At 69.6% G+C, this 20,072-nt stretch carries 19 protein-coding genes; 8 read left to right on the top strand and 11 right to left on the bottom strand.

Annotated elements, in window-relative coordinates:
* The 5 genes from HNQ73_RS18025 to HNQ73_RS17100 form a co-directional block, all read right to left on the bottom strand.
* On the bottom strand, positions 1–1,190 hold a 1,190-nt coding region (locus tag HNQ73_RS18025), incomplete at its 3' end, for a DNA translocase FtsK (RefSeq protein WP_338077649.1).
* A gap of 230 nt (positions 1,191–1,420) precedes the next feature.
* On the bottom strand, positions 1,421–2,206 hold the full coding sequence (locus HNQ73_RS17115; RefSeq protein WP_244650266.1) for an ABC transporter ATP-binding protein: 786 nt from the start codon (positions 2,204–2,206) through the stop codon (positions 1,421–1,423).
* A 41-nt stretch (positions 2,207–2,247) separates the two neighbouring features.
* The gene (locus HNQ73_RS17110) at positions 2,248–3,249 is read right to left on the bottom strand and encodes an ABC transporter substrate-binding protein (RefSeq protein ID WP_183336519.1); all 1,002 of its coding nucleotides are present in this window, start codon (positions 3,247–3,249) and stop codon (positions 2,248–2,250) included.
* Positions 3,250–3,300: 51 nt separating this feature from the next.
* On the bottom strand, positions 3,301–4,134 hold the full coding sequence (locus HNQ73_RS17105; RefSeq protein ID WP_183336517.1) for an ABC transporter permease: 834 nt from the start codon (positions 4,132–4,134) through the stop codon (positions 3,301–3,303).
* Entirely contained in the window at positions 4,131–4,982 is an 852-nt protein-coding gene (locus HNQ73_RS17100; protein ID WP_183336515.1) for an IclR family transcriptional regulator, read from the bottom strand. Before HNQ73_RS17100 ends, HNQ73_RS17105 begins: the two co-directional genes overlap by 4 nt.
* Positions 4,983–5,151: 169 nt before the next feature.
* On the opposite strand from HNQ73_RS17100, the gene HNQ73_RS17095 reads away from it, so the two are divergent.
* The 4 genes from HNQ73_RS17095 to HNQ73_RS17080 all read left to right on the top strand — a co-directional run bounded on the left by HNQ73_RS17095 (position 5,152) and on the right by HNQ73_RS17080 (position 8,344).
* Entirely contained in the window at positions 5,152–5,853 is a 702-nt protein-coding gene (locus HNQ73_RS17095) for a hypothetical protein (protein WP_183336513.1), read from the top strand.
* A complete protein-coding gene (locus HNQ73_RS17090) occupies positions 5,850–6,608 on the top strand; it encodes an SDR family NAD(P)-dependent oxidoreductase (RefSeq protein ID WP_183336511.1) in 759 nt (252 codons plus the stop codon). The genes HNQ73_RS17095 and HNQ73_RS17090 overlap by 4 nt, the downstream gene beginning before the upstream one ends.
* An 8-nt stretch (positions 6,609–6,616) precedes the next feature.
* Complete coding sequence (locus HNQ73_RS17085; RefSeq protein ID WP_183336509.1) at positions 6,617–7,369, top strand: 2-keto-4-pentenoate hydratase; 753 nt, start codon at positions 6,617–6,619, stop codon at positions 7,367–7,369.
* A 126-nt stretch (positions 7,370–7,495) separates the two neighbouring features.
* Positions 7,496–8,344: an amidohydrolase family protein gene (locus tag HNQ73_RS17080; protein ID WP_183336501.1), complete on the top strand. Its 849-nt coding sequence runs from the start codon at positions 7,496–7,498 to the stop codon at positions 8,342–8,344.
* A 30-nt stretch (positions 8,345–8,374) separates the two neighbouring features.
* Here HNQ73_RS17080 and HNQ73_RS17075 read toward each other — a convergent pair whose 3' ends face one another.
* The 6 genes from HNQ73_RS17075 to HNQ73_RS17050 form a co-directional block, all read right to left on the bottom strand.
* The gene (locus HNQ73_RS17075; RefSeq protein WP_183336499.1) at positions 8,375–8,869 is read right to left on the bottom strand and encodes an Lrp/AsnC family transcriptional regulator; all 495 of its coding nucleotides are present in this window, start codon (positions 8,867–8,869) and stop codon (positions 8,375–8,377) included.
* A 29-nt stretch (positions 8,870–8,898) separates the two neighbouring features.
* On the bottom strand, positions 8,899–9,621 hold the full coding sequence (locus HNQ73_RS17070; RefSeq protein WP_183336497.1) for a haloacid dehalogenase type II: 723 nt from the start codon (positions 9,619–9,621) through the stop codon (positions 8,899–8,901).
* A 163-nt stretch (positions 9,622–9,784) separates the two neighbouring features.
* Positions 9,785–10,696, bottom strand: coding sequence for a LysR family transcriptional regulator (locus HNQ73_RS17065; protein ID WP_183336488.1), 912 nt, complete (start codon positions 10,694–10,696; stop codon positions 9,785–9,787).
* Between the two features lie 80 nt (positions 10,697–10,776).
* Positions 10,777–11,253 carry an iron response transcriptional regulator IrrA gene (gene irrA / locus HNQ73_RS17060; protein ID WP_244650278.1) on the bottom strand — a complete coding sequence of 159 codons (477 nt, stop codon included), beginning with the start codon at positions 11,251–11,253 and terminating at the stop codon, positions 10,777–10,779.
* 261 nt (positions 11,254–11,514) lie between these two features.
* The gene (gene fdhF, locus HNQ73_RS17055; protein WP_183336484.1) at positions 11,515–14,325 is read right to left on the bottom strand and encodes a formate dehydrogenase subunit alpha; all 2,811 of its coding nucleotides are present in this window, start codon (positions 14,323–14,325) and stop codon (positions 11,515–11,517) included.
* On the bottom strand, positions 14,322–15,998 hold the full coding sequence (locus tag HNQ73_RS17050) for an NAD(P)H-dependent oxidoreductase subunit E (RefSeq protein ID WP_244650268.1): 1,677 nt from the start codon (positions 15,996–15,998) through the stop codon (positions 14,322–14,324). The genes fdhF and HNQ73_RS17050 overlap by 4 nt, the downstream gene beginning before the upstream one ends.
* Before the next feature lie 274 nt (positions 15,999–16,272).
* On the opposite strand from HNQ73_RS17050, the gene pabB reads away from it, so the two are divergent.
* The 4 genes from pabB to HNQ73_RS17030 all read left to right on the top strand — a co-directional run bounded on the left by pabB (position 16,273) and on the right by HNQ73_RS17030 (position 20,036).
* Entirely contained in the window at positions 16,273–17,670 is a 1,398-nt protein-coding gene (gene pabB / locus HNQ73_RS17045) for an aminodeoxychorismate synthase component I (protein WP_183336480.1), read from the top strand.
* Complete coding sequence (locus HNQ73_RS17040) at positions 17,670–18,275, top strand: anthranilate synthase component II (protein WP_183336529.1); 606 nt, start codon at positions 17,670–17,672, stop codon at positions 18,273–18,275. The genes pabB and HNQ73_RS17040 overlap by 1 nt, the downstream gene beginning before the upstream one ends.
* Positions 18,263–19,132: an aminotransferase class IV gene (locus HNQ73_RS17035; RefSeq protein WP_183336478.1), complete on the top strand. Its 870-nt coding sequence runs from the start codon at positions 18,263–18,265 to the stop codon at positions 19,130–19,132. Before HNQ73_RS17040 ends, HNQ73_RS17035 begins: the two co-directional genes overlap by 13 nt.
* A gap of 115 nt (positions 19,133–19,247) precedes the next feature.
* Positions 19,248–20,036, top strand: a complete 789-nt coding sequence (locus tag HNQ73_RS17030; RefSeq protein ID WP_183336476.1) for a DUF2189 domain-containing protein — start codon at positions 19,248–19,250, stop codon at positions 20,034–20,036.
* The last annotated feature ends 36 nt before the right edge of the window (positions 20,037–20,072 follow it).

Genomic DNA, 20,072 nt, shown 5'->3' with positions numbered 1-20,072 from the left:
CTCATGGAGCGGGCGATGTCGTCGGCAAGGGAGATGACGCGCGAGGACTTGGTGCCCGGCGCCGGCTCGAACTCATAGAGCGTCACCACCGGGCCGGGATGCGCATTGATGATCTCGCCCTTGACGCCGAAGTCCTCCAGCGTGCTCTCCAGAAGCGCCGCGTTCTGCTCGATGAACTCGGGCGCATCGCCCGTTCCGGTCGAAGCAGGCGGTTCGGCGAGCAGCGTGATCGGCGGCAGCTCGAAGGTGTCTGCGGCCGGCGCAGGGGGAGCCGGCTGGCGCGCGGGCGGGGCCGGCGGCTTCGGCCCGGGCGATGCGGGCGGCTTCGGCCCGGCGGCGCGCCGCGGCACGGGCGCCTGCTGCACGGCGCAGTTGTCGTTGCCCGGCGGGGCGACGACAGCAACTGCCTTCGGCGCCTCGGGAACGCCCGGTTCCGCAGGGCGCGGCACGGCGGCAGGCGGCACGGTCGCCGTCTCTTCCGGGTGGCTCTCGGCCACGGTAGCCGGCTCCTCGACAGGGGCCACGGTGAAAAACTGCTCGAAACCGGTGCTGCCCACGAGCCGCAGGTTTACGCTGTAGGCATGGGTCCACCAGGCCGCAACCGCATCGGCCGATGTTGCGGGCGCAGGGGCGGGGCTCTCGGCCTGCGGCACGGCCGCGGGGGCCTCCGTCACGGGTTCACGGCCTGCGGCCTGCGGCGTCTCGGCCGCAAGCGGCGCAACGGGCGCCTGTCCTACAGCCGCCGCCTCCCGGGGCGGCGCGGCCGGAAGCAGGGCGGAGGCGCAGTCGAACTCGAAGAAGGCGTGATCGGAAATGGCGACGAGCGGCACGTCGGCGCCAGGGGCAGGCTCGGGTGCTTCTGCCGTGGGCGCGGCTGCGGCGGGCGCCTCTTCATCTGGAGCCGCGGGGGCCTCGGGGGCGGGGGGCGTCTCGGCCGGCTCGTCCTTCTGCGTCGGCACCGCAGGCAGGACGCCTTTCCAAACCTGCTGGATGAGATGGTCCGGCGTGCGGCCGAACTTCACCCGCGTCGTGCCTGCTTTCGGCACGCCCTGCCGCGGGGCAGTGGAGACCGTCGCGTCCGTCGCCAGCGTCGCTGCCATCTGCCGCAGCTTGTCCGGTGTGCGCGCGTAGCGCACGTGGGTCGGCAGCACGATGGTTGCCGGATGTGGCAGGAGCCGCGGCGTGGCCACCGCCTGCTCCTCCGGCTGGCGTGAGCGCCTCAGCGGGTTCGTGGTCCGCAGGGGATTGGGCAGGACATCTGCGGCGTCCGTTTCGCCGGCTCGTGAAGGAAGATCCCGTTTACGCATCGACGCCTGCAGATTCTTCTCGTGACTCTGGCAGGCCGATTCCTATCCGGATCAAGGTTAACGGCCGCTAAAGCATGAAGCGGCAGCGGCCGCACCGCGGCTTGCAGCGCCGGTCAGTATTTGATGACGCCGAACTGCCGGAAGAGGGCGTGGATGCGGTCGGCGTAGATGTTGAAGCTCGGATAGTCGCCGAGATGCGCCGGGCGCGGCCGTGGCAGCTCGATCCTGATCTCGTCGACGATGCGCCCCGGGGACGGGGACATGACGAGCACCCGGTCGGACAGGCCGATGGCTTCCTCCAGGCTGTGGGTGATGAAGAGCACGGTCTTGCCGGTCTCCATCCACAGCAGCTCGAGGTCGTGGCGGATCTGGGTGCGGGTGATGGCGTCGAGCGCCCCGAAGGGCTCGTCCATCATCAGCACCGACGGGTTGTGGATCAGCGCGCGTGCGATTGACACGCGCTGGCGCATGCCGCCGGAAAGCTGCCGGGGGTAGCGGTCGGCGGCATGGGCAATGCCGAGCTTCTCGAACAGCTCCATGGCCCGCGCCCGCGCCGGCTCCATGGGCAGGCCGCGGATCTCGGCCTGCAGCAGCACGTTGTCGAGCGCCGTGCGGAAATCGAGCAGCAGGTGGTCCTGAAAGACGATGCCGATATCCGTCAGCGGCCTGTCGAGGGGCGCGCCGTTGACGACGATCTCGCCCGTCGACAGCGGCTGCAGTCCGGCTGCGATGAGCATCAGCGTGCTCTTGCCGCAGCCGGAGGGGCCGATGAGGCTGACGAATTCTCCTTTCCCGATGGTGAAGGAGACGTTGTCGACGGCGGTGAAGCCGCCGAAGGTCTTGACGATCTGCCTGCCCTCGATGGAGGCGGCGTCGGCGGCCTTCGCGATATCGGACATGGGGGCGTTCATCGTCCTCACCTGCCGCATGGTCCCTGCCGTCATTCGCAGGCCGGGGCGTCGGCCGGCAGCAGGGCAGTGGTGTAGTAGTCGCTGATCGGCTTGTCCTTCGGCAGGTCGAGATAGGTCGTCAGCAGGGTGTAGGTCGCCTCCCAGTTCTTCTCCGGCACCTCGCCAAGGCGCTTGGCACCGGGGGCGCACATCAGCTTGAAGACCACGTCGAACTGCTTGGTGATCTGCTCCTTCGTCACCGACGGGAACTGCTCCAGCACCGCGGCAGCGGCCTCGTCCGGGTTCTTGCGGGCTGCCTCCCAGCCGGCGAGGCTCGCGGCCACGAAGCGCTTGTAGAGGTCGGCGTCCTTCTCGATGCGGTCGTCGCGGGCGATGATCGACAGGCCCACGGTGGGCACACCGACATCGCGGTAGAAGAGATCCGTCACCTCGAAGCCGCGGTCACGCATCTGGATGGAGTGATAGTCGGCACCGCCGAGGATGGCGTCGACCTTCTTCTCCAGCACGGCCCCGACGAAGGCGCCGGGATCGATATTCACGATGTTGACCTGCGACTTGTCGATGTTGTTCGCGGCGAGGATGGCGTCGAGCAGCGTCGTCTGCGCCGTGCCGGGCTGGACGGCGACGGTCTTGCCGACGAGATCTTGCGGCGTGTTGATGCCGGTTTCCTTCAGCGAGATGATGGCGAAGCCGTTTGTCTGCAGGACGGGGGCGACGATCTTCACCGGCGCGCCCTTGGTGCGCAACTGCATGGCCGCCGGCGCATCGGCGAAGCCGACGTCCGTCTGCCCGGTGGCGACCTGCTGCGCGGTGGTGCCGGAGCCCTTGCCCTCCTCGATGGTGAGGTCGATGCCCGCCTTTTCGTAGAGGCCCAGCTTCTTGGCATACATGAAGCCGGCATTCGGCCCTGCTGCCAGGAAGTTGAGCGTCAGTTTCATCGGGGTGAGCTTCTCCTGCGCGCTCGCCCCCATGTTGCCCGTTCCCAGTGCCAGTGAGACGGCTGCGGCGATCAGCAGTGCCTTCCTCATCATATCCCTCCCTTTCGATTGTGTTGCGCGCCCGTCTTGCGCGGGGATCCGGAGTCAGTCCTCGTGTCGGCCCTTGCGCTGCCAGGGCATCAGGAGCCCCTCCAGCATCTCGACGGCGTAGCTGAAGAGGATTCCGACGACGCTGAGTGCAACGAGGCAGGCGAAGATGAGCGGCATGTCGAGGAAGCTCGTGCCGCGCAGCAGCAGGTAGCCGAGGCCGGCATTGGCGCCGACGAACTCGCCGACGATCGCGCCCGTTGCGGCGAAGACGATCGAGACCTTCAGGCCCGAGAAGATGTAGCTCAGCGCCGCCGGCACCCGCACATAGCGGAAGGTCTGCCAGCCGCTCGCGCCCATGGAGCGCGTCAGATAAAGCACCCGCTCATCGAGGGCGCGGAAGCCGGTCATGCTGGCGACCAGCGTCGGGAAGAAGCAGAGCAGGAAGGTGAGGAGCACCTTCGGAAACAGCCCGAAGCCGAACCAGACGACGAAGAGCGGCGCTATCGCGATCTTCGGCACCAGCTGGAAGAAGACGATGATGGGATAGACCGCCTTCTCCAGCAGCCGCACCGACACGATGAGGAAACCGAGCGGGATCGAGATCACCGTTGCCATCAGGAAGCCGAGCAGGATCTCCTTCGCCGTCACCAGCGTATGGTCGAAGATGAGGGCATGCGCCTCGACGAGCTTGGCAAGGAAGGCTGACGGCACCGGCAGGATATATTCCGGGATCTCGAGCGCCGGCACCGCCCATTCCCAGACAAGCAACAGGACGGCGAAGCTCGCGAGCGGCCAGGCCGCGGCGGCGAGCCAGCCGCGCGTGCGGGTCGCAAGGCCCGGGGCCCGGGCGGCGGGAAGGACGGCGTGTTGCGTATCGGCGGCCATCATCCGGCCCTCAACTGATGCGGTGGGATATCGCCGGCCTCGTCGGGCGCGACGGTTGCCAGCCGCCGGGGCTGGCGCTTGCGCAGCGGCCACAGCTGCGCCATCTCGCGCGCCGCGTCGTGGAGGGCGGCGGCGATCGCCTCGTGCCTCTCGGGGCCGAGGCGCACGAGCGGGCCGGCAACAGAGAGCGTGCCGGCCACCGGCGCCGCGGGATCCTCATCGGCACGGAAGGCGACGGCGAGCGCCACGGTGCCGGGCTCGCCCTCCTCGACGGCGAGCGCATAGCCGCGCGCCCGTGTCTCCTCGAGGTGGCGGCGCAGCTCGTCGACGGTCCTGAGGCGCCGCGGGCCGAGCGCCGGGCCGGTCTCGAAGCCGCGGGCGCAGACGATGCGCAGCGCCTCGCTCTCGGGCAGGGTGGCGAGCCAGGCCTTGCCCGTCGCCGTCGTGTGCAGCACGACCTCCTGGCCCATGTCCGGTTCGTAGCGCAGCCCGGCGGTTGCGCCCTGGGCGCGCGCCACCCAGACAAGACGCTCGCCCTCGACGACGGACAGGCGGCAATACTCGCCCGTGCGCCGCGCCAGCCGGTCGAGCACTACCTGGCCGGCATCGGGCAGGCCGCGCGCATCGAGATTGCGGAAGGCGAGAATGGAGAGATGCAGCGTCAGGCCATAACCCTGCGTCGCCGGATCCTGCGCGACATAGCCGCGCTCCACGAGTGTCGTCAGCATGCGATGCGTCGCGCTCTTGGGCATGCCGATGCGTTCGGCGAGGACGCCGAGCTCGACCGGCTCCGGCTCCCCGGCAAGGGCCTCGATGAGGCTGAGACAGCGATCGACGGCGGCGACGGTCATGCGCGGGCCCGGTTTCTCTCTCGTTGTGGAACGATATCCCAAATTGGAATTGCGTTCCAATTTTGTTGTCTGCTAGCTATAGCGACAGTTCGCGCGTCAAGTCAATCCGCGTCGCGGCAGAATGCCGGGCACCCGGCCGCGCCGCGCGGGAGCCGAGGGAGGAAGCACGATGGGCCTTGCTGGACGGGGGGCGGTTGCCATCTGGCACGATATCGAGCCCGAGGGACGGGAGGAGTTTTATGCCTGGCACGGCGTCGAGCACATGCCGGAGCGGGTCGCCATCCCGGGGTTCCTGCGCGGGCGCCGCTATGTGGCGAGCGAGGCTGACCTCGAGTTCTTCAACCTCTACGAGGCGCGTGACCACGCGGTCGTGACCGGGCCGGACTACGCGGCGCGGCTCAACGCGCCGACGCCGTGGACGCTGAAGACGGTGAAACACTTCCGCTCGGTCGCCCGCTCCATCTGCCGCGTCGAGGCCACCTTCGGTCCCGGCGGGGGCGGGCATGTGGCCACTGTCCGCTACGACGTGGAGGACGGGGCGGCCGAAACCCATCTCGCCGCCATGCGCGACGCGTTGCTGCCGGATCTCGCCGCCCGGCCCGGCGTCGCCGGGGCGCACCTGCTTGTCGCCGACGCCGAGGCGAGTGCCGTCGAAAACGCAGAGCGCAAGGCGCGCTCCGAACCCAACCGAATTCCGCGCTGGATCGTGGTGATCGAGGGCTGGGGCGACGAGGCGCCCTTCGGCGCCTTCTGCCGGGAGCTGCTGGCGCGCGGCCGGCTGCTCGCGCCCGGCAGCACGGGGACGCCGCAGCTGGGGCTCTACAGGCTGCAGGCGGTGTGCCAGCGTCCGCTCGTGGGGGAGGGGGCATGAACCGCTACGACCTCGCCGGCCGCACCGCCATCGTCACGGGCGGAGCCGGTGGCATTGGCCGGGCCATCGCGTCGGCCTTCATCGCCTCGGGCGCGCACGTTTGCCTGTGGGACCGGAACGAGACGGCGCTTGCGGCGGCGGTCTCGGACCTGGGCAGCGCGGCAGAGCAGAGGGTGCTCGATATCACCGACGCCGCGGCGGTGGAGGCCGCTGCCCGCGATTGTCATGCGCGGTGGGGGCGCATCGACATCCTCGTCAACAACGCCGGCATCCTCGGCGAGGTGAAGCCGGTGTGGGAGACCGATCCGGAGAACTTCCGCCGTGTCCTCGAGGTCAACCTCTTTGGGGCCTATCTCGTCACAAGGGCCGTGGTCGGCCTGATGCGCGGGCAGGAGGCTCGGCCGATGCGCGGCCACGTGGTCAACGTCGCTTCTATCCAGGGCAAGGAGGGAATGCCGCGCGCCGGCGCCTACAGCGCCTCCAAGGCGGGGCTCATCGCCCTGACGAAGACCGTCGCCAAGGAGACGGCCGAGGAGGCCATCAGCGTCACCTGCATCACGCCCGCCGCAGCCGAGACCAGTATGGCGAAGGAGATCACGAGCGAGCGCCGGGCGGAGATCCTCGCCCGCATTCCGATGCGCCGCTTCGTCGAGGTGGAGGAAATCGCCCGGCTGGTGCTGTGGCTGTCCTCCGACGACTGCTCGTTCTCCACCGGCGGCATCTTCGACATCTCCGGCGGCCGCGCCACCTATTGAGGACCTTCATGCTGCCCGACATCCCGCTCCGCCTCGCCGCCATCGCTGAGGCGCTCGTCGAGGCCCGCCGGCTCGGCGCAACCGTCGCCTGCGAGGGGCACGACCTGCCGCGCGACATGGCCGAGGGCTATGCGGTGCAGGGGCTCGTCGCCCGCCGGCTGGACGCGGCCATCGCCGGCTGGAAGGTGGCCATCGTGCAGGGCACGCCCGTGGCAGCGCCGATGTTCGGGCCGCTTCTGCCCTCCGGCCACCGTCTGGCCGACGGGCAGGGCGCGGATGCCGTCGAGGTGGAGATCGCCTTCCGGCTGGGCCGCGACCTGCCGCCCCGGACGGGCGGCTACACGCGCGAGGAGGTCGTCTCGGCACTCGACGGCGTGCTCATCGGCATTGAGCTCATCGAAAGCCGCCTCGCCGAAGGGGCGGGGGCGCCGTTTCCCGCCTTCCTCGCCGACAATCTCGGCAATGGTGGCTTCGTGGCCGGCGAGCCGGTGGGGGCCGTGCCGTTCGATGCGCTCTCGGGGCTGCATTGCCGGGTCGTGCGCGACGGCCATGTCCTTCATGACGCCACGGGCGGCCACCCGGCGGGAGATCCGCTTGCGCCGCTCCTGGCCTGGGCCAATACGCAGCGCGACACGCTCGGCGGGCTGCGCGCGGGGCAGATCGTGACGACGGGCAGCCTCGTCGGCCTCCTCCGTTGCGAGCGCCCCTGGGCGCTCGAGGCGAGCATCGAGGGGCTCGGCCGGCTCGCCCTGGCGGCATGACCGTGGCGCGCCGGCGTGCCACTTCCCCGGTGACGGCGCCGGCAGCTGTGACATCATGGGCGATGCAAAAGGCGCGGGCATACCGGGCACGGGTCCGCGCGCCGGCTCACAATAAGCGAGAAGGCCATGAGTGGACGGATCGACGCCCATCACCATTTCTGGAACCCTGAGGAGGCGGACTATCCCTGGATGGCGCCGGAGGCGCTCGCGCCCATCCGCCGGCCCTTCGGCCCAAGGGACATGGCGCCGCTCATCGCCGCCGCCGGCATCTCACGGACGGTCCTCGTCCAGACGCGCTCGGACATGGAGGAAACGTGCCAGTTCCTCGCCATGGCGCAGGAGACCGCCTTCATCGCCGGCGTCGTCGGCTGGGTCGACCTGACGGGGCCGGACGTCGAAGGCGCGGTGGCCGAGCTGCAGCGCGCGCCGGGCGGCGCCTTCCTCAAGGGCATCCGCCACCAGGCGCACGACGAGGAGGATGCGGGCTGGCTCGCCCGTCCGGACGTGATCGAGGGCATCGCCGCCGTCGGCCGCGCGGGGCTCGCCTACGATCTGCTGGTGCGCGAGCGGGAGCTGCCGGCCGCGATCCGCTGCGTCGACGCGAACCCGGACGTGCGCTTCGTGCTCGACCACATGGCCAAGCCGCGCATCGCCGAGGGAGCGATGGAGCCCTGGAGTTCCCTGATGGCGGAGCTGGCGGCGCGCCCCAACGTGTGGTGCAAGGTATCCGGCCTCGTGACGGAGGCAGACTGGAAGCGCTGGGGGGTGCACGACCTTGCGCCCTATGTCGCGCGCGTCATCGCCCTCTTCGGCTCCGAGCGGCTGATCTTCGGTTCCGACTGGCCGGTGTGCCTGCTCGCAGCCGACTATGAGCGTGTGGTGCTCGCTGCCGAGGAGCTGCTGGCTCCGCTCGGCGAATACGGCCGCACGCGCGTCTTCGGCGGCAATGCCGCGCACGTCTACCAGCTCGTGTAAGCACGCGGGCCGGGGCGGCCGTGTGCGCCCTCAGTCCTCCTCGCGGAAGAGGAGCGTGAGCGGATATTCCGTGCGCACGAAGGGAGACTTGAGGACGATGTAGCTGAAGTAGTTGGCGATGCCGACGTTGTGCTCGAGGATGCGGTCCATCACCTCCTGGTAGTGCAGCACGCCGCGGGTGATGAACCTCACGAGATAGTCGTAGCCGCCGCTGACGAGGTGGCATTCCATCACCTCGTCGACCGTGCGGATGAAGGATTCGAAGCGCACGAAATCCTCCCGCCGGTGATCTTTCAGCGTCACCTCCGTGAAGACCATCACCGTCTGGCCGAGCTTGGCAAGATTGATCGTGGCGCCGTAGGCGGTGATGTAGCGCGCTGCCTCGAGGCGCTTCACCCGCTGCAGGCAGGGGCTCGGCGACAGGCCGACCGCCTCGGCCAGCGCGACGTTGGTCATGCGGCCGTTTCTCTGGAGCTGGACGAGGATGTTGAGGTCGATGCGGTCGAGCTTCGGGGCGCCGGTCATCGGCTCGGGACTCCGGATAGACGCCCGGCTCAGTCGCGCAGCGCGTCCTGATGGGCCTTCGCCATTTCGGCCATGCTGGCGAAATGGAAGTCGTAGCGGGCATCTCCACGGGGTGGCGGTGTCGCGCCCCAGCCGCCCTCGTTGCGCCGCCGGTCGATCCAGGCCGAGGCGAGGCCGGCGGCCTTGGCCGGCACATGGTCGTGGAACAGGCTCTGGGCCGTGTGCAGGATATCCTCTTTGCCGTAGCCGAGGCCGGCGAGCTTTTCCAGCATATAGGCGAAGTTGCGCGGATCGGGCTTGTAGGAGCCGATGTCCTGCGCCGTGTAGACGGCGTCGAAGGTGACGCCGAGTTTCTCGTTGCTGCGGGCGAAGCTGGCGCGGTCCACGTTGGAGAGGATGACGAGCTTGTAGAACTTCTGCAGGTATTGCAGCGCCGAGGCCGAGTCGGGAAAGGCCGGCCAGTCGCCGACAGACTGGCCGAAGCGCCTGTCCTCCTCGTCGCTCGTGGGAATGCCCCATTCCTCCGCGATGCGCCGATGCACGCGGGCCAGCAGGTCCGAGTAGATCATGTCGGGCGTCTCGGCCTCCTGGCTGCTTTCGTGCCGCGCGAAGGTCTCGAGCACCTCGTCGCGCGAGTGGGGGACGCCGCCTTTTGCCACCAGCGGCTGCAGCGCCGTGTGGATGCCACTCTCCCAGTCGATGAGCGTGCCATAGCAGTCGAAGGTCAGCACCTTGAAGTCGGTCAGTTTCATGGGGCACTCCGCTCTTGGCCGCTGTGCAGGCACGGGTTGACGATCGGCAGAAGGTTAGGGGCAGGCGCGCACGCACGCTCGCCGCAGGCATGGCACGCGCGCGGCATGATGTGCCGAAACTGCGCCGAAAATGGCATCAATTGCCGTGGTGCCCATCGCCATCTCACGCCGCATCGCGGCCGGCCGGGGACATGGCACCTCGCGCGCAGTCGGCAAGGCGCGCGAGGGCGGCGGACACATGGGCGTCGCGCCGCCGCACCAGCACGGTTACAGCGCGGGCGCTGTCCGGGGGCAGGGCATGGATTGCGATCCGTCCGGCGGCGCGGGCCGGCTCCACCACGGCGCGCGGCAGCAGGCTGATGCCGATGCCGGCCGCCACGCAGCCGATGATGCCGTCGAGTGTGCCGAACTCGAGGTAGCGGGTCTCGGCAACGCCGGCCGCCGCGACGAGCGCCTCGAAGCGTCGGCGGTAGCTGCAGCCGGACCGGAACACGATGAGCTTGTTTCCTTCCAGGGCCGGAGCGTCCGGGGTGGAAGACAGCCAGCGCGGCGGCCCCTGCCAGGGCGCCGTGACGAGAACGAGCTCCTCCTCCACCATGGGCTCGGCCACGAGCGCCGCGTGCGCCACGGGGCCTACGACGAAGGCGGCGGCGAGGTCTCCATCGAGTACCTTGCGGATCAGGTCCTCGCTCGTCCCGGTCTCGACATGCAGGTCGACCCGCGGGCAGGCGCGGGCGAAGGCGGCGAGGACGGGTGGAAGGCGCAGCGCCGCCGTCGTCTCCAGCGAGCCGATGCGCAGCAGGCCGGAAGGGTTGGCGCGGTCGTCGCGCACTGCCTCGCGCGCTTCCGCGAGCAGCTGCGCGATGCGCAGCGCATAGGGCATCAGGCGCTCGCCGGCTGGCGTCAGGCGTACGCCACGGCTGTGCCGGGTGAAGAGCGCCTGGCCGATCTCCGCCTCGAGCGCCTGGATGCGGGCCGTGACGTTGGACTGGACCGTGTTGAGCGCCACCGCAGCGCGCCCGATGCCGCCGTGGCGGGCCGCGGCGAGAAAGAAGGCGAGATCGCTGCTGTTCATGACGGACGACCCAAGGCATCTCCTTGCAAGATGCCTTGCAGTTCAATCCATCACACAAGAGGCGTCAACCGCGCCCGCTCTCAGGCCTCGCCGCTGGTGCGCGCCATGGCCAGGCGGTCACGCCGGCGCACGCGCACGATCACCTCGACGTCGCGCAGCTCGAAATGCGGGGGCAGGTTCGGCACCACCTTCACGTCGAGCTCGCCTGGCGGGATGTCGACCAGTTCCTGCTCGTCCTCGATGAAGTAGTGGTTATGGTCGCTGACATTGGTGTCAAAGTAGCTCTTGGTGCCATCGAGGGCGAGCTGCTTGAGCAGCCCCGCTTCCGTGAACTGGTGCAGGGTGTTGTAGACCGTGGCGAGCGACACGGCAGCCTTGGCGCGGGTCGCCTCCTCGTAGAGCATCTCGGCCGAGACGTGGCGGTGGCCCTTGGCGAAGAGCAGCCAGCCCAGCATCAGGCGCTGGCGTGTGGGCCGCAGGCCGACCTTGCGCAGGCGCTCGCGAATGTCGTGGAAGGCGCAACCCGCCATGGGGGAGCGGGGGGCACGGTCGAGCATGGCGCGCAGGTTGATGTCGCCGGCTGTGCCGCGATCACCCATCGTCCGCTGCTGGTCCGCCATGACACTCCCTCCGATACAAATACACACTTGCCGGAAACAGCCACTGAGAGCTCCTTACTGATCATGTTTCGGCAAGTCAAACGCGGAACAGCAGCATTCTGGCACAGATATTAATGTTTTTAATCATTCTAAATTCAAGATCTGCGCCTTGTCACTGAAATAACAGCGAGATCGTTGCAGGCCGGCTGGCGCATGACGTCAGCTGGCGGGAGCAATGCGTGCAGCGCAGAACTTGAATTCGGGAATCTTGCCGAAGGGATCGAGCTGCGGGTTGGTGAGCACGTTCGCCGGTGCCTCGCCGTAGCAGAAGGGAATGAAGATCATGCCCTCGGCCACCTGCCGGTCGGCCATCAGGCGCAGGGTGATGGCGCCGCGCCGGGTCTCGACGCGCACCATCTCCCCGGCCGTGAGGCCCTGCCTGTCGATCTCGCCGGGATGCATGGCCACCATGGCCTCGGGCTCGATGGCGTCGAGCACGGTCGAGCGGCGGGACATGGAGCCAGTGTGCCAGTGCTCCAGAAGCCGGCCTGTCGTCAGGACGAGGGGGAATTCCGCATCCGGCAGTTCGTCGGGCGGGGAAAGGTCCGCTGGCACCAGCCGTGCCCGCCCATCCTTCGTTGGATAGCCGCGGGCGAAGAGGATTTCCGTGCCCGGCGCGTCGTCCGCCGGCGCCGGATAGGTCACAGAGCCTTCCCGCACCACGCGCTCCCACGAGATGTGGGCGAGGGAGGGCATCACAGAGCGCATCTCCTCGTAGACATCGCCGACGCCGCCATAGGTCCAGCCGAGGCCGAGGCGGTTGGCAATCTCGATGATGAGCTCGAGATCCTGCCGCGCCTGGCCGGGCAGTGGCACGGCAGGCCGGCCGAGCTGCACCTGCCGGTTGGTGTTGGTGTAGGTGCCGAGCTTCTCGGCATGGGCCGAGGCCGGCAGCACCACGTCGGCGTGCCAGGCGGTCTCCGTGAGGAAGATGTCTTGCACCACGAGGTGCTCGAGTTTGGCCAGCGCGGCGCGGGCGTGGAGCTGGTCCGGGTCGGACATCGCCGGGTTCTCGCCCATGATGTACATGCCCCGGATGGTGCCCTCGTGGATGGCGTCGATGATCTCCACCACGGTCAGGCCTCGCACCGGGTCGAGCGGACGGCCCCACAGGTCCTCGAAGCGGGCCCGCACGTGCGGATCGGCCACGCTCTGGTAGTCGGGGAAGACCATGGGGATCAGCCCGGCGTCGGACGCGCCCTGCACGTTGTTCTGGCCGCGCAGCGGGTGGAGGCCGGTGCCCGGCCGGCCGATCTGCCCGGTGATGAGCGCAAGCGCGATGAGGCAGCGCGCATTGTCCGTGCCGTGCACGTGCTGCGACACGCCCATGCCCCAGAAGATGATGGAGCGCTCGGAGCGCGCATAGGTGCGCGCCACGGTGCGGATCGTCTCGGCCGGAATGCCGCAGACGGGCTCCATCGCCTCGGGGGTGAAGGCGGCGACCTTCTCCTTGAGGGCGGCGAAGCCGTCCACGTGACCCTGGATGTACTGCTCGTCGTAGAGCCTCTCTGTCACGATGACGTTGAGCATCGCATTGAGCAGGGCGACGTCCGTGCCGGGCTTGAAGCGCAGGGCGTGGGTTGCATGGCGCATCAGGTCCTGCCCGCGCGGGTCGGCGACGATCAGCGTGGCGCCGCGTTTGGCCGCCTGCTTGAAGTAGGTGGCGGCGACCGGGTGGTTCTGCGCCGGTCGTGCGCCGATGACGAAGATGCAGTCCGCCTCCAGCGCCGCGGTGAAGGGGGCGGAGACGGCGGCAGAGCCGACGCCTTCCATGAGGGCCGCCACCGAGGACGCATGGCAGAGCCGCGTGCAGTGGTCGACGTTGTTGGTGCCGAAGCCCTGCCGCACCAGCTTCTGGAACAGATAGGCCTCCTCGTTGGAGCCCTTGGCCGAGCCGAAGCCGGCGAGCGTGGAGGGGCCGTGACTGTCGCGGATGCGCCTGAGGCCAGCCGCCGCCTTCTCCAGCGCCTCCTCCCACGACGCCTCGCGGAAGACGGCCCAGGGATTGGCAGGGTCCACCACGATGTCGCCGCGCTTGGGCGCATCCTCGCGCCGCACCAGCGGTACCGTGAGCCGGTGCGGGTGGCGGATGTAGTCGTGGCCGAAGCGGCCCTTCACGCACAGGCGGTTCTCGTTGGCCGGTCCGTTGCGCCCATCCACCTGTACGATGACATCGTCCTTCACGGCCACACGCGTCAGGCAGCCGACGCCGCACCACGGACAGACGCTGTCGACATACCGGTCGGGCACCACGGTGCGGCGGCGCGCCTGCGCGTCCATCAGGGATTTTTCGAAGAGCGCCCCCGTGGGACAGGCCTGCACGCATTCCCCGCAGGCGACGCAGGTCGAGGCGCCCATCGGCTCGGCAATGTCAAACACGGGGCGCGTCTCGAGCCCACGGAAGGCCATGCCGATGACGTCGTTGACCTGCACCTCGCGGCAGGCGCGCGCGCACAGGCCGCAGGCGATGCACGCATCGAGGTTGACGGCGATGGCGGGGTGGCTCGCATCGTGCAGGCCAGGGGCGGCGAGCGCCTGCGCGCAGGCGTGCCCGCCCGCGCCATGCTCGGTGCGCCCGTTGGCAAAACGGCTGCTCGTGACGCCAACGCGCTCGGCCCATTGCCACAGGGGGGCCTCCGGATCGGGCGCCGCCTCGCGCTCCGGCAGGTCGGCCAGCAGCAGCTCAAAGACCATGCGACGCGCCTTCTCGGCGCGCTCGGAGGCCGAGTGCACCACCATGCCCGGCGCCGGCTTGCGGATGCAGGAGGCGGCGAGCACACGCTCACCATCGATCTCCACCATGCAGGCACGGCAGTTGCCATCGGGCCGGTAGCCGGGCTGCGGCAGGTGGCAGAGGTGGGGGATGTCCGTTCCCGCGCGCCTCGCGGCCTGCCAGATGGTCTCGCCCGGCAGGGCCGTGATCTCGCGCCCGTCGAGCGTGAAGCGGATCGGCTCCTTCGCCTCGCTCATCGTGCTGCTCCTGCGGCGCCGTCGAAGAAGTTGAGGATCGAGCGCACCGGGTTGGGGGCCGCCTGGCCGAGGCCGCAGATGGAGGCGTCGCGCATCGCGGTGCAGAGATCCTCCATCAGGCTGCGGTCCCAGTCGCCGGCTTCCATCAGGCGCACCATCTTGTCCGTGCCGGCGCGGCAGGGCGTGCACTGGCCACAGCTCTCGGCCCGGAAGAACCGCATGAGGTTCAGCGCCACGGCCCTGAGGTCGTCCTTGTCGGAGAGCACGATGACAGCGTGGCTGCCGACGAAGGCTCCGTGCGTGTCGAGCACGCCGAAGTCGAGCGGCACGTCGGCGAGCGCGGCGGGCAGGATCCCGCCGGAGGCTCCGCCCGGCAGGTAGGCGACGAATTCGTGCCCCTCGGCCATGCCGCCGCAGAATTCGTCGATCAGCTCGCGCGCGGTGATGCCCGCTGGCGCAACCTTGACGCCGGGCTCGCGCACGCGGCCGGAGACGGAGAAGGAGCGCAGTCCCCTGTGCCCACGCCGGCCCTGGGCCGTGAACCAGTCGACGCCGCGTGAGAGGATCTCGGGGATCCAGACCAGCGTCTCGACATTGTGGTTCAGTGTCGGGCGGCCGAAGAGGCCCACCTCGGCGATGTAGGGCGGCCGGTGGCGCGGCAGGCCGCGCTTGCCCTCGATCGATTCGATCATCGCCGACTCCTCGCCGCAGATGTAGGCGCCGGCGCCGCGTCTCAGCTCGACGAAGCCGGGGGCGACGAGCCCGGCGCCCTCAAGCGCCGCGATCTCGCGCTTCAGGATCTCCCGCACAGCCGGATATTCGTCGCGCAGGTAGATGTAGATGCGCTCGACGCCGACCGCCCAGGCGGCGATGAGCATGCCTTCGAGCATGCGGTGCGGGGTGCGCTCCAGCCACCAGCGGTCCTTGAAGGTGCCGGGCTCGCCCTCGTCGGCGTTCACCGTCATCAGCCGCGGGGCCGGCTGCGCGGCCACCGCTGCCCACTTGCGCCCGGCAGGAAAGCCGGCGCCGCCGAGCCCGCGCAAGCCCGCATCCGACAGCGCGGCGATCACCTCCTCGCGGCTCCTCGCGCCGCTCTGGCAGGATACAAAAGCGCCGTATCCGCCGGCCGCGAGGCAGGCGCCGAGCGTCTCGTAGTCCGGCACCTGCACATCGGTGGCCCCTTCGGCCGCCAGCGCGGCGACCTTCTCCGCCGTCGCGTGGTCGACCGGCCGCTGTCCCACCTGAGCCGCGGGCGCCGCAGCGCAGCGGCCGATGCAGGGCGCGCGCACGATGCGCACCTGGCGCGGATCGACCATATCGGCGAGGGCCGCCGCCAGCGTCTCGGCGCCGGCCATCATGCAGGAGATGCTGTCGCAGACACGGACGGTGACCGGCGGCAGGTCCGGCGCGTCATCGGCCACGACGTCGAAGTGGTGATAGAAGCTCGCGACCTCGTAGACCTCGGCCTGGGCGAGGCCCATGTGAGTGGCGAGCGCGTGGAGGTGGCGCGGACGCAGCGCGCCGAAACGGTCCTGCAGCAGGTGAAGGTATTCGATCAGCCGGTCGCGCCGCGGCGGGGCATCGGGAACGAGGGCGCGCACCTCGGCGAGCGCGGCCTCGTCGATGGGCCGGCCCTTGCCGACACTTGCCCGGCCCTTGCTGCGGGGCCGCATTACCGCTTCCTGCTCGCTCATACCCTCTCGCTCGCCTGGCGCTTCCGGTCGTCGGGGCCCTCGTGGGGGCCACTTTTTGGTGCGATTCCAGACTGGTAGCACGCCGACGGGGCGAGATCACGATTCTCCTTGGGAACCCGGGTGCGAGCCCGGCGCACTGCCCGTTGTCCGTCGGTGCCGACAGCGGCTGCGAGATGGTCAGGGCTTGCCGGGCCATTATGCCAGGCCATAAATGCCGGCGCGATGAAAGGGGGAGGGCGCGCGGGCAGGGGCCATGCAGATACATTTACTCGACGGCCTCGATCCTGTGGATGCCGCGGCCCGGCTCGCGCCGCTCGGACACCTGACCTTCCTCGACAGTGCCCGCGACGGCCCGCTCGGTCGCCATGCCTATGTGGCGGCCGATCCGTTCGGTGTCTTTTCGGTGCGTGACGCGCGCTGCTTCTGGGACGGGCAAGAACTCGACGAAGCCTTCGTGCCGGCGCTTAAGGCGCGCCTTGCTGCCTTCCGGCAGGAACGGCGGGCGGGCCTGCCCCCGTTCCAGGGCGGAGCGGCAGGTTTCCTCGCCTATGACCTTGCCCGCGTTTTCGAGCGGCTTCCGCCGCCAGCTGCCGGGGCGGGTGCGGTTCCCGAGGCGATGCTGCCCTTCTACGACGTGGTGCTTGCCTTCGATCTCGCCGCCTCGCGCGCCTTCCTCGTCTCCACCGGCTGGCCGGAGGCCGACCCTGCCTTGCGCGAGCGGCGGGCGACGCGACGCGCCGAGGCCTTCCTCGAGCACCTGCGGAAGCCGCCGCCGCCGGCGCGCGACAACCCGGCCATCTCCCACGGGGCCTGGAAGGCCGACTTCTCGCGCGCCGACTATCTTGCGGTCGTGTGTCGCACCATCGACTACATCCTGGCAGGCGATATCTTCCAGGCGTGCCTTGCACAGCGCTTCGAGGCGCCCCTGCCGCCGGGCTTCGACGGCTGGGCCTTCTACCGGCGCCTGCGCACGGTCAATGCCGCGCCGTTCGGCGCCTGGCTCGACTACGGCGAGGTCAAGGTCGCCTCCTCCTCACCCGAGCGGTTCCTGCGGCTCGAGACCGGCATCGTCGAGACGCGGCCGATCAAGGGCACGGCCCCGCGCAGCCCCGATCCGCAGGAGGATGCGGCGCTGGCAGCCGCGCTCGCCGCATCCGAGAAGGACCGGGCCGAGAACCTGATGATCGTCGATCTCCTGCGCAACGACCTCTCGCGCGTCTGCCGGCCGGGCAGCGTGCGCGAGCCGGCGCTGTGCGTGCTGGAGAGCTATGCGAGCGTGCACCACCTCGTCTCGACGGTGACGGGCGAGCTCGAGCCGGGGCGCGACGCCGTCGATCTCATCGCCGCGACTTTCCCGGGTGGCTCGATCTCCGGCGCGCCGAAGATCCGGGCCATGGAGATCATCGCCGAGCTGGAGCAGCATGCCCGTGGCATCTTCTGCGGCGCCATCGGCTACATCGGCTTCTCCGGCGACATGGACCTCAACATTGCCATCCGCACGGTGACGCTGGCCGGCGGCAAGGCGGTGGTGCAGGCCGGCGGCGGCATCACCATGCTGTCCGAGCCGGAGGCGGAATACGAGGAAACGATGGTGAAGGCTGGCCGCCTCTTCGAGGCCTTCGCCGGCGCGTCGACGGGCGGGGCGGCGTGATGATCATCGTCGTCGACAACTATGATTCCTTCGTCTTCAACATTGCGCGCTACCTGCGCGAGCTGGGCTGCACGGTGACGGTGGTGCGCAACGATGCAGTGGACGTCGCAGGGCTCGCCGCCATGCAGCCCGCCGCGATCGTCCTCTCGCCGGGGCCGTGCACGCCGGCGGAGGCAGGCATCTCCCGCGATGTCGTGCGCGCCTTTTCCGGGCAGGTGCCGCTGCTCGGCATCTGCCTCGGACACCAGTGCATCGGCGAGGTCTTCGGCGGGCGAGTGGTGCGTGCCCGCGTGCCGATGCACGGGCGGGCGGGGCCGGTGCTGCACACGGGGGAGGGGCTTTTCGCCGGCATGCCGCAACCGCTCGCAGCCGGCCGCTACCACTCCCTCATCGTCGAGCTCGACGACGAATCCGGGCCGCTGCGCGTCACGGCGCGCTCGCCGGAGGGCGAGATCATGGCGCTGGCCCACCGCTCGCATCCCACCTATGGCATCCAGTTCCATCCCGAATCCGTGCTCACGCCACAGGGCAAGGCGCTGCTCGCCAATTTCCTCGCCTGCGCGGAGCGGTGCGCCTGCAGCAGGGAGAAGCCATGTTCGTCCTGAACGGCGAGATCCATGACGGCACGACGGCCGTGTTCGACCCCAGCGACCGCGGCCTGACGCTCGGCGACGGCCTGTTCGAGACCATCCTCGTCGTTGCCGGCCGTCCCTTCATGCTGGACCAGCATCTCGACCGGCTCGCCGCTGCGGCGGCCGAGTTGCGCCTGCCGGTGGCGCGCGAGGCGCTGGCCGGCGCCGTCGCACGGCTCGCCGCCGCCGCGGGAGGCGGCGACCACGCGCTGCGCCTTTCGGTGACGCGCGGGCCCGGCGCCCGCGGACTGCGCATTCCCGCCGATGCGAGGCCGAGCGTCCTTGCCACCATCGCGCCGTGGCGGCCCTCGATGGCCTTCACCTCTGTCACGCTCGCCCGCGTCGGCATCCGCCGCAACGAGACCTCGCCTCTGTCGCGGATGAAGACCCTCGCCTATCTCGACAACGTGCTGGCGCTGGAAGAGGCGGCGGCCGGCGGTGCGGACGACGCCCTCGTCCTCAACACAGCCGGGCGTGTGGCGGCAACGAGCATGGCCAATCTCTTCGTGCTGCGCGGCAGCGACCTGATGACCCCGCCCGTTGCGGATGGCGTCCTGCCGGGCACGCTGCGGGCGCTTTTCCTCACCCGGGCGGGGGAGGCGGGGCTCGTGGCGCGCGAGGCCTCCCTGGGGCCGGATGATCTCTTCACGGCCGATGCCGTCCTCGCCACCAACAGCCTGCGTCTCGTCATGGAGGTGGCGGCGATCGACGGGCGGGCCCTGCCGCGCCGCGCCGAGGCGGCGGTGGCGGCGCTGCGCGGGCTGGTCCGCGGCGCCATTGCCGCCGCCTGTGGTCGCGATCCCTTCGCCGCCGGTGCCACCGCGGGATGACACGAGGTCCCGTAAGGGGTTATGCTGCGACAGCCGGTCGCGGCTCGACGTGACCAGCGCATCGGGGGCAGCGCCATTCGGGCTCGCGACCGCCACGTTTTGCGGAGGCAGAGCCATGGTGTTCCATGTCATTTCCGGGCCCCACGAAGACGTACACGTTCCGGCCGTTCGCAAGATCACGGTCGCAGACATCTGGCAGGCGCTCGCGCGCGGGCTCGACGACTTTCGGGAAATGCCCAGCCATCTGCCCTTCCTCATCGTCATCTACCCCGTGATGGGGCTGCTGCTCGGCCGGGCGACCTACGACAACAACCTGATGCCGCTGGTCTATCCACTCATCAGCGGCTTCGCTCTGGTCGGCCCCTTCGCCGCCATTGGCCTCTATGAAATGAGCAAGCGGCGCGAGCAGGGCCTCGACACATCGTGGAAGCACGCCTTCGACGTGCTGCGCTCGCCCTCCATCTGGGCCATCGGCGCGCTGGCGGTGGCGCTCATGGTGATCTTCTTCGCCTGGGTCGCCACGGCGCATGCCATCTACCAGTCCATCTTCGGCATCGACGCGCCCAAGCCCATAGGCGAGTTCTTGTCCACGATCCTCGGCACACCCGAGGGCCTGCGCCTCTTCGTCATCGGCAACATCGTGGGACTCGGCTTCGCCCTCGTCGTGCTGCTGCTCAGCGCCATCTCCTTCCCCATGCTGGTCGACCGGGACGTGGGAGCGGCCGTAGCCGTGGCGACGTCGATCAAGGCCGCGCTCGTCAATCCGGTCCCCATCCTCGTCTGGGGGCTCGTGGTGGCACTCGGCCTGCTCGCCGGGGCGCTGCCGGCCTTCGTCGGCCTTGCCGTGGTCCTGCCAGTGCTGGGCCACGCGACCTGGCATCTCTACCGCAGGCTGGTGGTGTGAACGCATCGCAGGGCCGACACTCCCTGCGAGAGGAAA

This window comes from Chelatococcus composti (assembly GCF_014201415.1).
In the GTDB taxonomy this organism is placed as follows: Bacteria; Pseudomonadota; Alphaproteobacteria; order Rhizobiales; family Beijerinckiaceae; genus Chelatococcus_A; species Chelatococcus_A composti.
This window is presented reverse-complemented; position numbering and strand designations above follow the sequence as displayed.

Bases quoted from the DNA above. Each gene is read 5' to 3' on its own strand.
- HNQ73_RS17080 (WP_183336501.1), top strand. From the start codon at position 7,496: ATGAGTGGACGGATCGACGCCCATCACCATTTCTGGAACCCTGAGGAG.
- HNQ73_RS17085 (WP_183336509.1), top strand. From the start codon at position 6,617: ATGCTGCCCGACATCCCGCTCCGCCTCGCCGCCATCGCTGAGGCGCTC.
- HNQ73_RS17040 (WP_183336529.1), top strand. From the start codon at position 17,670: ATGATCATCGTCGTCGACAACTATGATTCCTTCGTCTTCAACATTGCG.
- HNQ73_RS17100 (WP_183336515.1), bottom strand. From the start codon at position 4,982: ATGACCGTCGCCGCCGTCGATCGCTGTCTCAGCCTCATCGAGGCCCTT.
- HNQ73_RS17050 (WP_244650268.1), bottom strand. From the start codon at position 15,998: ATGCGGCCCCGCAGCAAGGGCCGGGCAAGTGTCGGCAAGGGCCGGCCC.
- HNQ73_RS17035 (WP_183336478.1), top strand. From the start codon at position 18,263: ATGTTCGTCCTGAACGGCGAGATCCATGACGGCACGACGGCCGTGTTC.
- HNQ73_RS17070 (WP_183336497.1), bottom strand. From the start codon at position 9,621: ATGAAACTGACCGACTTCAAGGTGCTGACCTTCGACTGCTATGGCACG.
- HNQ73_RS17095 (WP_183336513.1), top strand. From the start codon at position 5,152: ATGGGCCTTGCTGGACGGGGGGCGGTTGCCATCTGGCACGATATCGAG.
- HNQ73_RS17110 (WP_183336519.1), bottom strand. From the start codon at position 3,249: ATGATGAGGAAGGCACTGCTGATCGCCGCAGCCGTCTCACTGGCACTG.
- HNQ73_RS17065 (WP_183336488.1), bottom strand. From the start codon at position 10,696: ATGAACAGCAGCGATCTCGCCTTCTTTCTCGCCGCGGCCCGCCACGGC.
- HNQ73_RS17115 (WP_244650266.1), bottom strand. From the start codon at position 2,206: ATGTCCGATATCGCGAAGGCCGCCGACGCCGCCTCCATCGAGGGCAGG.
- HNQ73_RS17030 (WP_183336476.1), top strand. From the start codon at position 19,248: ATGGTGTTCCATGTCATTTCCGGGCCCCACGAAGACGTACACGTTCCG.
- HNQ73_RS17090 (WP_183336511.1), top strand. From the start codon at position 5,850: ATGAACCGCTACGACCTCGCCGGCCGCACCGCCATCGTCACGGGCGGA.
- fdhF (WP_183336484.1), bottom strand. From the start codon at position 14,325: ATGAGCGAGGCGAAGGAGCCGATCCGCTTCACGCTCGACGGGCGCGAG.
- pabB (WP_183336480.1), top strand. From the start codon at position 16,273: ATGCAGATACATTTACTCGACGGCCTCGATCCTGTGGATGCCGCGGCC.
- HNQ73_RS17105 (WP_183336517.1), bottom strand. From the start codon at position 4,134: ATGATGGCCGCCGATACGCAACACGCCGTCCTTCCCGCCGCCCGGGCC.
- HNQ73_RS17075 (WP_183336499.1), bottom strand. From the start codon at position 8,869: ATGACCGGCGCCCCGAAGCTCGACCGCATCGACCTCAACATCCTCGTC.
- irrA (WP_244650278.1), bottom strand. From the start codon at position 11,253: ATGCTCGACCGTGCCCCCCGCTCCCCCATGGCGGGTTGCGCCTTCCAC.